This window comes from Vogesella lacus (genome assembly GCF_979366295.1).
The window spans coordinates 80,039-90,990 of record NZ_CEETQT010000012.1 but is presented as its reverse complement, the minus strand read 5'-3'; the positions used below and the strand labels follow the sequence as shown (position 1 = coordinate 90,990).

At 55.2% G+C, this 10,952-nt stretch carries 13 protein-coding genes and 2 tRNA genes; 2 read left to right on the top strand and 13 right to left on the bottom strand.

The genetic code is table 11. From position 1 onward, the window contains the following. The 8 genes from ACZ9W6_RS15715 to ACZ9W6_RS15680 form a co-directional block, all read right to left on the bottom strand. Positions 1 to 373, bottom strand: a 373-nt coding sequence (locus ACZ9W6_RS15715; protein ID WP_465192121.1) for a transposase, incomplete at its 3' end; no start/stop codon positions are given. A gap of 416 nt (positions 374 to 789) precedes the next feature. Then, a tRNA-Met gene (locus ACZ9W6_RS15710) sits at positions 790 to 866 on the bottom strand. Positions 867 to 922: 56 nt separating this feature from the next. Further along, positions 923 to 999 (bottom strand) — tRNA-Met (locus ACZ9W6_RS15705). Positions 1,000 to 1,044: 45 nt separating this feature from the next. Continuing rightward, positions 1,045 to 1,860, bottom strand: a complete 816-nt coding sequence (locus ACZ9W6_RS15700) for an undecaprenyl-diphosphate phosphatase (protein ID WP_465192120.1) — start codon at positions 1,858 to 1,860, stop codon at positions 1,045 to 1,047. A gap of 57 nt (positions 1,861 to 1,917) precedes the next feature. Continuing rightward, entirely contained in the window at positions 1,918 to 2,526 is a 609-nt protein-coding gene (locus tag ACZ9W6_RS15695; protein ID WP_465192119.1) for a thiol:disulfide interchange protein DsbA/DsbL, read from the bottom strand. A gap of 11 nt (positions 2,527 to 2,537) precedes the next feature. Then, the gene (locus tag ACZ9W6_RS15690; RefSeq protein ID WP_465192117.1) at positions 2,538 to 3,194 is read right to left on the bottom strand and encodes an SPOR domain-containing protein; all 657 of its coding nucleotides are present in this window, start codon (positions 3,192 to 3,194) and stop codon (positions 2,538 to 2,540) included. 41 nt (positions 3,195 to 3,235) lie between these two features. Beyond that, positions 3,236 to 4,741, bottom strand: a complete 1,506-nt coding sequence (locus ACZ9W6_RS15685; RefSeq protein WP_465192116.1) for a YifB family Mg chelatase-like AAA ATPase — start codon at positions 4,739 to 4,741, stop codon at positions 3,236 to 3,238. A gap of 4 nt (positions 4,742 to 4,745) precedes the next feature. Further along, complete coding sequence (locus ACZ9W6_RS15680) at positions 4,746 to 5,012, bottom strand: accessory factor UbiK family protein (protein ID WP_465192115.1); 267 nt, start codon at positions 5,010 to 5,012, stop codon at positions 4,746 to 4,748. Positions 5,013 to 5,247: 235 nt separating this feature from the next. On the opposite strand from ACZ9W6_RS15680, the gene glnK reads away from it, so the two are divergent. Both glnK and ACZ9W6_RS15670 read left to right on the top strand, forming a co-directional pair. Beyond that, positions 5,248 to 5,586 carry a P-II family nitrogen regulator gene (gene glnK, locus ACZ9W6_RS15675; RefSeq protein WP_465192114.1) on the top strand — a complete coding sequence of 113 codons (339 nt, stop codon included), beginning with the start codon at positions 5,248 to 5,250 and terminating at the stop codon, positions 5,584 to 5,586. Between the two features lie 16 nt (positions 5,587 to 5,602). Continuing rightward, the gene (locus ACZ9W6_RS15670; RefSeq protein WP_465192113.1) at positions 5,603 to 6,904 is read left to right on the top strand and encodes an ammonium transporter; all 1,302 of its coding nucleotides are present in this window, start codon (positions 5,603 to 5,605) and stop codon (positions 6,902 to 6,904) included. Between the two features lie 59 nt (positions 6,905 to 6,963). Here ACZ9W6_RS15670 and ACZ9W6_RS15665 read toward each other — a convergent pair whose 3' ends face one another. The 5 genes from ACZ9W6_RS15665 to petA form a co-directional block, all read right to left on the bottom strand. Beyond that, positions 6,964 to 7,374, bottom strand: coding sequence for a ClpXP protease specificity-enhancing factor (locus tag ACZ9W6_RS15665; RefSeq protein WP_465192112.1), 411 nt, complete (start codon positions 7,372 to 7,374; stop codon positions 6,964 to 6,966). A 13-nt stretch (positions 7,375 to 7,387) separates the two neighbouring features. Next, positions 7,388 to 7,990 carry a glutathione S-transferase N-terminal domain-containing protein gene (locus ACZ9W6_RS15660; protein ID WP_465192111.1) on the bottom strand — a complete coding sequence of 201 codons (603 nt, stop codon included), beginning with the start codon at positions 7,988 to 7,990 and terminating at the stop codon, positions 7,388 to 7,390. A gap of 149 nt (positions 7,991 to 8,139) precedes the next feature. After that, a complete protein-coding gene (locus ACZ9W6_RS15655) occupies positions 8,140 to 8,901 on the bottom strand; it encodes a cytochrome c1 (protein WP_465192110.1) in 762 nt (253 codons plus the stop codon). Positions 8,902 to 8,914: 13 nt separating this feature from the next. Then, positions 8,915 to 10,252, bottom strand: coding sequence for a cytochrome b (locus tag ACZ9W6_RS15650; RefSeq protein WP_465192109.1), 1,338 nt, complete (start codon positions 10,250 to 10,252; stop codon positions 8,915 to 8,917). Between the two features lie 16 nt (positions 10,253 to 10,268). Beyond that, positions 10,269 to 10,853, bottom strand: coding sequence for a ubiquinol-cytochrome c reductase iron-sulfur subunit (gene petA / locus ACZ9W6_RS15645; RefSeq protein WP_465192108.1), 585 nt, complete (start codon positions 10,851 to 10,853; stop codon positions 10,269 to 10,271). Positions 10,854 to 10,952: the final 99 nt, after the last annotated feature.

Below are 10,952 nucleotides of genomic sequence, written 5' to 3'. Positions count from 1 at the left end.
AGGAGCGCGCGGATTCCATCAAGGCCGGAAGTACTGCTTCCAATCGTAGGCCGAATACATTGACGCAAAACGTTCTTCTGTCATGTACAAAAACTGTTTGCAGAATCGGGGCAGACCATACATTTTTTAGAATATCTCGCTCTTCTTCTGTGCGACGCAGTTGCGCCTTCAGGCGAAGGATTTCGCTTTTGGCCTCGATCAGTTCGGCAGCCTGTTTCTCCGAGTTATCTGGGCTGACTGCTTTCACCCATTTGTACAGGCTGTGGCTGGAAACCCCAAGCCGGGCGGAAACTTCGGCCACAGAGTAGCCGCGCTCAGTGACCTGCTTGACGGCTTCTTCTTTGAATTCAGGGGTGAAGCGCTGTGTGCTCATGGACATCCTCCTATGCTCAAATCATAGGGAAGGATTGCCTACAGGAGCCGGGGCAGTCCAAATCATAGGGCAGGATTGCCTACAGGAGCCGGGGCAGTCCAAGCTAGCCCAGGCGCGGCTTTTGGCTCATTTTCCTGTGACAGTTAGCACTGTCACAGAGACCAAAAAGTCCTGAGAAAATGCAGCCCGTCTGGAAAATAGCAGCACTTAAAGTACATGACGCAGGTCGGGGCTTGACAACGATAGATAGCAACCTAGCGTGACGTGCCCAAAGGTCGATTCACTGATCGCGCTGTCACAGAAAACAGCCCAAAACTGGCACAGATCTGTCACAAAGCAGATTTGTGACAGTTTCACAGACCTAGAAAGCACAAAACCCCTGATCTAATTTTTCAATTAAATTAGGGGTTTATATGTGGTTGCGGGAGCAGGATTTGAACCTACGACCTTCGGGTTATGAGCCCGACGAGCTACCAGACTGCTCCATCCCGCGTCTGTTTATTGACCTGACGCTTGTCATTGCCACCAGTACTACTGATGACTGGAATTTGGTTGCGGGAGCAGGATTTGAACCTACGACCTTCGGGTTATGAGCCCGACGAGCTACCAGACTGCTCCATCCCGCGACAGAGGAGACAAATATTATACGACAGATTATTCTTCGTCAAGCATTAATTCCAAATTACCCAACCAAAGTACCAGGTTGCCAGAATGATCAAACCGAAAACGATACGGTACCAGGCAAAAACCTCGTAAGTGTGATTGGCAACAAAGCGTACCAGCGTTCTTACCGCCAGCAAGGCGCTGATGAAGGCTGCCACAAAGCCGACAGCAAACATAGGTACTTCGGCCATCGTCAGCAGATCACGATGCTTGTAGAGGTCATAGAAGGTCGCCGCAAACATGGTCGGCACGGCCAAGAAGAACGAGAACTCCGCCGCCACCTTGCGCTCGAGGCCAATAAAGATACCGCCGATAATGGTCGCCCCGGAACGGGATGTCCCCGGAATCATCGCAATAATCTGTGCACAGCCCACCTTCAAGGCATCCTGCCAGCGAATCTCGTCAACACTGTGAATGCGAGGCTTGGCCTCGCGTCGCTCGGCCAGCAGTATGACAATACCGCCAATCACCAGCGCACTCGCGACACTGACCGGATTAAAGAAGTAAAGTTTGATCTGCTTGATAAACAACAGGCCAACGACCGCCGCCGGCAAAAATGCCACGAACAGATTCATCACGAAACGCTGCGCCTTGGCATCTGAGAACAAGCCACTGACCACACTGGTAAAACGCTGCCGGTACTCGAACAGCACTGCCAGAATGGCACCCAACTGGACTGCTACTTCAAACACCTTGCCATCGTTATGAAAACCGATGAGATCGCCGATCACGATCAGGTGGCCGGTACTTGATACCGGCAAGAACTCGGTCAGGCCTTCGACAATACCCAGCAATAATGCCTGGGCAAGAATGATCCAATCCATGTAACCCCCAATAAACAAAGGCCATCCGCAGATGACCTTTGTCTGACTTGCTTTGTTTTACTTGCCTTTGGCAACCATTTGCACCAGCTCGTCCACCACCTGCAGCAGGCGCGCCGGCTCGGCAGGCTGGGCCATATACTTGCCACCCACGACAATCGCTGGCGTGCCTTGCACCTCATAATCACGAGTCATCTTGGTAGCCTGTGCCACCTTGGCATTGATACCAAACGATTTGTATGACTGCATGAAGGCATTCACATTGATACCTGGCTGCTTTTCAAGCCAGGTCTTCAACACAGCCTCATCAGCCAGATTGATTTTCTGCTTCACCACTGCCTCAAAAGCCGGGCGATGCAGCTTATCCATCGTCTTGGTCAGGTTGGCCGCAGCATACAGTCGGGCAAAGCCTTCCATCGGTTTGTTCCAGACAATCTGCTCACGACGGAACTGGACATTGGCTGGTAACTTTTTGCTCCAGACTTCCAGGCTAGGTTCAAGGTTATAGCAATGGATGCAGGTGTAAGAGAAGAACTCGATAACCTCAACCTTGCCAGCAACGGACGATGGCTGCGGCTTGGCCAGTTTGACGTAATCACGACCTTCAACCAGCGCTGCATTGGCAGCCGCCGAAGAAAACAGCAGAACAGCGAGTAACCACTTCTTCATGTGAAATCCCATCAAGGGTTGGCAGGAACTTTGACGATTGCCACGTCAATACCATCTTGCTTCAAACGTTGACGCAAGGGCTCCAGATTAACGCTGGTATCGAACGGGCCGATACGCACACGGTGCAGCAAGCCCTTATCCGGCACATCACTGGACTGGATAGCTGACTCGACGCCCATCAGCGCCAATTTGGCTTTCATATTGTCGGCATCGCCCTCGTTATTGAAGGCACCCGCTTGCAGATACATGCGGAACGTCGATGCTTTCTGGGTGACCGGCGCCTCGGTTGGCACCGCCTCTACCTGCCCGGGCAAGATCTTGTAGAAATCGAATCGCTGTTCATCATCCTGCGGTGCTTTGGCAACCGGTGCGGAATTGATGGTGGCTTTTGGTGGCACGACCACCGGCACCGGCTCTGTCGTAGCCAGACGAGTGCCCGGTGCCAACAACTCTTCCGCAGTAGCAGAAGCTGCGACGTCAGGCTTGCTGACTGCCTCAGGTCGACTGCCAAAAAACGGCGTTTGCCCACCATACATATAAAAGGCAGCGCCACCCAGCAAACCAACCCCCAGAATCAAACCAACCAACACGCCAGCCATCATGCCGCCACCGCTCTTGGCTGGCTGGCGAGATGTACTTCTGGCATGTTTCAAGTCACGATTACCCATGAAACCCACTAAATTGACAGCAATAAATAATGAAACACCACTCAGCTTTCAAGCTGTAACAAGCCTCGACGTAACTGAACAGCCTGAAGCAAATGCAAGCGAGCAGGATAAGCCAATCCTTGCAGATCAGCCAGCGTTCTTGCCACCCGTAAAATCCGAAAATATGCCCTGGCCGATAACTCCAGCTTCTCCAGCGTCTGATTCAGCCACTGCCTGTCAGCCTCGGCCAAAGGGCAACAGGCCTCAAGCTCGGCCGCGGCAAGATCCGCATTGCGACAACTTTGCCGCTGCAGCTGGCGCTCCTTTGCCATTTCTACCCGTTCCCTCACCGCCGCACTCGACTCACCCTTGGGCAAAGTCTGCAATTCATCCAGCGACAAGGCACTGACCTCAACCATCAGGTCAAACCTGTCCAGCAAGGGGCCAGACAGACGCGACCGGTACTTTCGGACCTGATCTACACTGCAGCGACACACCTTTCTGGGATGGCCATGATATCCACAGGGACATGGATTCATTGCGGCCAACAACTGAAAACGCGCCGGAAAACAAACCTGTCGTGTCGCCCTGGCGATATGGATCTCCCCGTTCTCCAGTGGCTCACGCAATACTTCAAGTACTTTGCGATCGTACTCGGGCAGCTCATCCAGAAAGAGCACGCCATGGTGAGCAAGACTGATCTCACCCGGTCGCGGATCAGAGCCACCTCCGACCATCGCAACAGCCGATGCCGTGTGGTGCGGCGAGCGAAATGGCCGCGTGCCCCAGTACGACATCGCAAAGCCTTGGCTGGCCAAAGATTGCACCGCCGCACTTTCCAGCGCCTCGCCTACCGTCATCGTCGGCAACAAGCCCGGCATACGCTGGGCAAGCATCGACTTGCCCGTCCCGGGCGGACCGGACATCAACAAGTTATGCCCGCCTGCCGCTGCAATTTCCAGCGCCAGTTTGGCAGCCCCCTGCCCCCTCACCTCACTCAGGTCCGGATATTCGATATCACGCTGGCCAGCTTGCATCGCCGTTATCAAATCAAGCTGCTTCAAGCCCGCCAGATGGGCACAGACCTCACACAAGGTATCTGCGGCATAAATCTGCACCCCATGCACCAAGGCTGCTTCCGATGCACTGATTCGGGGCAAGATAAATGATTTGCCGCTACCCCGGGCTGCACTGACCATTGCCAATGCACCTCTTACCGGACGCAAACGCCCATCCAGCCCCAACTCACCAGCAAGCTCGACGTCATCCAGCGCCGCGATGGGCAGCTGACCGGCTGCCGCCAACAGGGCCACGGCAATCGGCAAATCAAAGCGCCCTGATTCTTTCGGCAAGTCTGCCGGCGCCAAGTTGATCGTAATCCGCCGCGCCGGAAACTCGAAACCCGATTGCAAAATAGCGGCCCGCACGCGCTCACGGCTCTCCTTGACTTCGACGTCAGGCAAGCCAACCAGTGTAAATGCCGGCAAACCGTTAGCCAGATGCGCCTCGACAAAAACCTGAGGCGACATCAGACCATAAAGAGCCCGACTCGTGCAGACCGCCAGCATGGCATCAGATCTGCGGTTCTTGACTGGCGGCTTCAGGGTTGGCCGCAGCCTCCAGCGCCTGCAGACGCTGCTCCAGCAGGGTCAGCTGTTCGCGTGTTCTGGCCAGCACTTCCTGCTGTACATCAAATTCTTCGCGCGTTACCAGATCCATCTTGGTAAACGTGGCGGCCATCATGGCTTTCACGTTTTTCTCGATATCTTTGGCCGGGCTGGCGGCGATGGTTTCGCTGATCTTGTTGCTGATTTCATCGAATAGCTTCTGGCTCAACATGACAACTCCTTGACTATGTCATTTCAGGACAATACTGAGTGTAGCAAAAAGCCTATTTCCCCGCCTTGCGGCAATGCACCAATTCGTAACATGGCGATACCGACTACCAGCCAAATTGCGTGGCATTGTGGCACAGCGATACGCCAAAAGCTTGTTGTACAAAGATTTTTAACAATTGGCACGGATCATGCATAGCGAAGCTCGTCGCACATCAACCCGTCACGAGGAATTTGCCATGAAACTGGTTAGCGCCATCATCAAACCCTTCAAGCTTGACGAAGTAAGGGAAGCTCTCTCTGCCATTGGTGTACAAGGTATCACCGTTACCGAGGTGAAAGGCTTTGGTCGCCAGAAAGGCCATACCGAGCTGTATCGCGGTGCCGAGTATGTCGTGGACTTTCTGCCGAAAGTAAAACTCGAGATCGCCATCGCCAACGAGCTGCTGGATCAGGTCGTTGAAGCCATCGAGCAGGCTGCCCGCACCGGCAAGATCGGTGACGGCAAGATTTTTGTCATGGACCTGGAACAGATTGTCCGTATCCGGACTGGCGAAACCGGCGCAGATGCCGTCTGACAACAAGGAGAACATCATGCTTGGACGCATTGCCAAATATTCGATTCTTCCTGCACTACTGGCGAGCCCGGCCTGGGCCGATGGCTCGCAACTGGTTGAAACCAGCACCATCAATAGCGGTGATACCGCATGGATGATGACTTCGGTGGCATTGGTACTGTTCATGACCATTCCTGGCCTCGCGCTGTTCTATGCCGGCATGGTGCGCAAGAAAAACGTACTGTCCACCCTGATGCAGAGCTTTGCCATCTGCGCCATGATGACCGTGATCTGGGCTATCGCCGGCTACAGTCTGGCCTTCATGCCGGGCAATTCGCTGATCGGCGGCTTTGATCGTCTATTCCTCGACGGCATGCTGTTCCTGAAGGATGAAGGCAAACTGACGGTCAACCCACTGGCGCCGACCATCCCTGAAGGCGTGTTCATGATGTTCCAGATGACGTTTGCCATCATCACACCTGCCCTGATTGCTGGTGCCTTCGCCGAGCGCATGAAGTTCTCTGCCATGATGGTGTTCATGGCGATCTGGTCCCTGCTGGTTTACGTACCGGTTGCCCATTGGGTCTGGGGCCCTGGCGGCTGGATGGTTGATCATGGCGTACTGGACTTTGCCGGTGGTACCGTCGTCCACATCAACGCTGGCGTAGCCGGTCTGGTGGCCGCACTGGTACTGGGCAAGCGTATCGGTTATGGCCGCGAGGCGATGGCACCGCACAACCTGGTGCTGACCATGGTGGGCGCCGCCATGCTTTGGGTGGGCTGGTTCGGCTTCAACGCCGGCTCTGCCGTCGCTGCCGATGGTCGTGCCGCCATGGCTATGGTGGCAACTCAAGTAGCAACCGGTATGGCTGCCATGGCATGGATGATCGCCGAATGGGCTGCCAAAGGTAAGCCATCCCTGCTGGGTCTGGTTTCCGGTGCAGTTGCCGGCCTGGTTGCCATCACCCCGGCGGCAGGTTTCGTCGATGCCAAAGGCGCACTGGCTATTGGCCTGATCGCCGGCGTGATCTGCTACTGGAGTGCTACCACACTGAAGCACATGCTCAAATACGATGATTCGCTTGATGCCTTTGGTGTACACGGTGTGGGCGGCTTTGTCGGCGCCATCCTCACCGGCGTCTTTGCCGTCAAGGAAATCGGCGGGGTGGAAGGCAATCTGATGACCCAGACCCTGGGTGCGGTAGTGACTGCCGTGTACTGCGCCATCGTGACCTACATCCTGCTGAAGATCATTGATGCCGTTATCGGCCTGCGCGTCAGCGAAGAAGAAGAACGCGAAGGCCTGGATGTTGCCCTGCACGGCGAGCGTGTCGAGTAAATCCCTGTGCGGCCAACGTTGGCCGCAAAAAAGCCCGAATCGATGATTCGGGCTTTTTTTCATTTCACGATGCGCAAATGGCTGCGTGACGGCGGCTTGTCATCAGGCGGCAAGTCCTGTGGCTCAGCCGGCGTGACGGCTTCCGGCTGTGCAGCACCGCCAAACGGTTCCAGCTCGAAACCCATGCCCTCGCCGGTCTCGCGCGAGAAAATCGACAGGACATTACTCACCGGAATCCACAAATCGTGGCTGACACCACCGAAGCGCGCCGAAAACGAAATCCAGTCGTTCTCGATCTGCAGTCCTTTGGTGGCACCGTAGCTGGTATTCAACACAATTTCGCCATCCTTGACGAAAGGCATCGGCACCGTGGTATTGCCATCCACATGCACCACGAGATATGGGGTATGCCCGTTATCGGTGCACCACTGATGCAGGGCACGAATCAGATAAGGCTTGGTACTGGACACGGGCAATCTCCTGTCACTTGCGCATGGCTTTTTCAGCCGGGGTCAGCGAGTCGATGAAGGACTGGCGCTGGAACAGGCGTTCGGCGTACTTCAGGATAGGCGCCGCGCTCTTGCCCAGATCAATGCCGTAATGCTCCAGACGCCACATCAGCGGTGCAATCGCCACGTCGATCATGGAGAAATCGTCACCCAGCATGAACTTCTGCTTGGCAAATACCGGCGCAATCATCACCAGACCATCACGGATGCCTTCACGCGCCTTGGTGGCTTCCTTGCCACTGGCACCGGACTCCAGCGCCTTGACGTGTACGAACAGTTCCTGCTCGAAGCGATACAGGAACAGACGGGCACGGGCGCGCATCACCGGATCAGCCGGCATCAGCTGCGGATGCGGGAAACGCTCGTCGATGTACTCGTTGATGATGTTGGACTCGTGCAGGATCAGGTCGCGCTCGACCAGTACCGGCACTTCGTTGTACGGATTCATCACCGCCAGATCTTCCGGCTTGTTGTGGATATCCACATCGATGATTTCGAAATCCATCCCTTTTTCAAACAACACGATACGGCAACGCTGGCTGAACGGGCAGGTAGTTCCAGAGTAAAGAGTCATCATGATGAAGCGACATCCTGTACTGAATTGATCAATTAACAGGCAATTTTATCACCAACAGCATGGCAATTGCCAAAATAAATGCATAAGTCTTTGATACAAAAGAAAAAAGCGGCATTTCTGCCGCTTCTCTCTTTTACTGCCATCAGACATTAATGAATGTCTTTCCAGTATTCCTTCTTCAGGAAGTAGGCCAGTGGCAGCAACAAGGCAGTCAGGAACAGCAGAACGATATAACCGATCTGATGACGCTTGACTTGGGTAGGTTCAGCCATATACACCATGAAATTGGTCAGGTCGGCCATGCGCTGGTCAAACTCGCGCGTATCGGCCTTGCCGTTTTCCAGCTTGGTCATGGAGCCCGGCTTGACCAGTACCAGCTTCTTGGTTTCGTGGCCATCGGCACCCTTGTGGGTCTCGAGAACCTGCTCACCCTGCCAGTGCCACATGATGTGTGGCATACCAACCTTGTCGAACACCAGGTTGTTCCAGCCGGTCGGACGGCTCTGATCACGGTAGAAACCGCGCAGGTAACCGTACAGGTAGTCAGCACCACGCGAGCGGGCGATTACCGAAAGATCTGGCGGGGTGGCACCAAACCACACCTTGCCGTCTTTCTTGTTCATGGCGATATCCATGGTATCGCCAATCTTGTCGCCAGCCAGCAGCAGGTTGTTCTTGATCTGATCTTCAGTCAGACCGATGTCTTGCAGACGGTTGTAGCGCATGGCGCTGGCCGAGTGGCAGGACAAGCAGTTGTTGACGAAGATCTGGGCACCACGTTGCAGGCTTTCGGTGTCCTTGATATTGATCGGAGCCGGCTCCAGATCCAGTGCCGGACCTGCTGCGATGGCCGAAGCCATCGGCAGGGCAAGAGCGGCCGCCGCAAGCAAACTACGGATAGTCTTTTTCATAGCGTCCTCTCGATTAGATGAACTTCGCAAACAGGATGGAACCGATCAACGCTACGGCAACCAGAATCAGGAAACGCATCTGGCGAGCCGGAGTGCTCATGGTTACACGATCCGGAACCGGAACACTGCCTACATCGTTCTTGGTGTAGAACGGCATGCCCAGGAAGAAGGCGAAGTAGATAATCGACAGCAACTGAGCAACCACAGTACGCAGGTTGGTCGACGGCAAGGCACCCAGGATACCCAGACCGATGAAGGAGATGATGAACAGCACCAGCATCATCTTGAACTTCGGACCGCGATAACGGATGGATTTAACCGGCGACTTGTCCAGCCACGGCAGGAAGGCGATCAGTACTACCGCCGCACCCATGGCCAGCACGCCCCATACCTGGGTACCGGCAAAAGACGGCACCGCACGCAGAATCGCGTAGAACGGGGTGAAGTACCATACCGGTGCAATGTGAGCCGGGGTCTTCAGCGGGTCAGCCTGGTCAAAGTTCGGCTTCTCGAGGAAGTAGCCGCCCATTTCCGGTGCGAAGAACACGATCGCGGAGAACACGATCAGGAACACAGCTACGCCCAGTACATCCTTGACGGTGTAGTAAGGATGGAACGGAATACCATCCAGCGGCTTGCCATCTTCGCCTTTCAGCTTCTTGATTTCGACGCCGTCAGGGTTGTTGGAGCCAACTTCGTGCAGGGCGATCAGGTGGGCAACCACCAGTGCCAGCAGGATCAGCGGTACTGCAATCACGTGCAGGGCAAAGAAGCGGTTCAGGGTGGCATCGCCAACGACGAAGTCACCACGGATGAACACTGCCAGGTCCGGACCGATAACCGGGATGGAAGCAAACAGGTTCACGATCACCTGCGCACCCCAGAACGACATCTGGCCCCAAGGCAGCAGATAGCCCATGAAGGCCTCGGCCATCAGCACCAGGAAGATCAGCGTGCCGAATACCCATACCAGTTCGCGCGGCTGCTTGTAGGAACCGTAGATCAGGCCACGGAACATGTGCAGATACACCACCACGAAGAACATGGAGGCGCCGGTAGAGTGCATATAACGGATTACCCAGCCACCCGCCACATCACGCATGATGTATTCGACCGATGCAAACGCCACCGGGATACCGGCACCATTCAGCGTGCCATCCGGTTTGTAGTTCATGGTCAGGAAAATGCCGGTAACGATCTGGATAACCAGAACCAGCAATGCCAGCGAGCCGAAGAAGTACCAGAAGTTGAAGTTCTTCGGTGCGTAGTACTCGGTAACGTGCTCTTTCAGCATCGACGACAGCGGGAAACGCTCGTCGATCCAGTTAAGCACTTGTTGTCCCTTGCTCATTCAGTTCTCCCCCTGCTTATTTGTCGTCGCCGATCAGCAACTGGGTGTCGGACAGGTATTTGTGCGGCGGGATTTCCATATTCTTTGGCGCCGGTACACCGTTGTATACGCGTGCAGCCAGGTCAAACTTGGAACCGTGGCACGGGCAGTAGAAACCGCCAACCCACTTTGGACCCAGGTCGGCCGGCGCGATGTCCGGGCGATGGGTCGGAGAACAGCCGAGGTGCGTACAGATACCGACGGCAACCAGGATCTCCGGCTTGATGGAGCGGGTTGCATTCTTGCAGTACGCCGGTTGCTCTGGCGATTCGGACTTCGGATCCAGCAGATCACCCTCGATTGTCGCGAGGTTCTTCAGCTGTTCCGGCGTACGGGACAGTACCCATACCGGCTTGCCGCGCCACTCGACGTTGATCTTCTGACCGGCTTCCAGCTTGCTGATATCTACTTCAACCGGCGCACCCGCTGCCTTTGCACGCTCGGAAGGTGCAAAGCTCATCAAAAACGGCACGGCCACACCAGCCGCTGCCACACCACCAACCGCGCTGGTAGCTACCGTCAGAAAGCGACGGCGCCCCGTGTCAACGTGTTGTTCACTCATTACAGTCATCCTCAAACGTGGAAACCGAGCTCTAAACTTAAAACCCTGCAATTCTACCCGATTAAGTAGTAGAACTTGAAGGGCATAAGCCGACAAATC

Bases quoted from the DNA above. Each gene is read 5' to 3' on its own strand.
- ACZ9W6_RS15700 (WP_465192120.1), bottom strand. From the start codon at position 1,860: ATGGATTGGATCATTCTTGCCCAGGCATTATTGCTGGGTATTGTCGAA.
- ACZ9W6_RS15695 (WP_465192119.1), bottom strand. From the start codon at position 2,526: ATGAAGAAGTGGTTACTCGCTGTTCTGCTGTTTTCTTCGGCGGCTGCC.
- ACZ9W6_RS15690 (WP_465192117.1), bottom strand. From the start codon at position 3,194: ATGGGTAATCGTGACTTGAAACATGCCAGAAGTACATCTCGCCAGCCA.
- ACZ9W6_RS15685 (WP_465192116.1), bottom strand. From the start codon at position 4,741: ATGCTGGCGGTCTGCACGAGTCGGGCTCTTTATGGTCTGATGTCGCCT.
- ACZ9W6_RS15680 (WP_465192115.1), bottom strand. From the start codon at position 5,012: ATGTTGAGCCAGAAGCTATTCGATGAAATCAGCAACAAGATCAGCGAA.
- glnK (WP_465192114.1), top strand. From the start codon at position 5,248: ATGAAACTGGTTAGCGCCATCATCAAACCCTTCAAGCTTGACGAAGTA.
- ACZ9W6_RS15670 (WP_465192113.1), top strand. From the start codon at position 5,603: ATGCTTGGACGCATTGCCAAATATTCGATTCTTCCTGCACTACTGGCG.
- ACZ9W6_RS15660 (WP_465192111.1), bottom strand. From the start codon at position 7,990: ATGATGACTCTTTACTCTGGAACTACCTGCCCGTTCAGCCAGCGTTGC.
- ACZ9W6_RS15655 (WP_465192110.1), bottom strand. From the start codon at position 8,901: ATGAAAAAGACTATCCGTAGTTTGCTTGCGGCGGCCGCTCTTGCCCTG.
- ACZ9W6_RS15650 (WP_465192109.1), bottom strand. From the start codon at position 10,252: ATGAGCAAGGGACAACAAGTGCTTAACTGGATCGACGAGCGTTTCCCG.
- petA (WP_465192108.1), bottom strand. From the start codon at position 10,853: ATGAGTGAACAACACGTTGACACGGGGCGCCGTCGCTTTCTGACGGTA.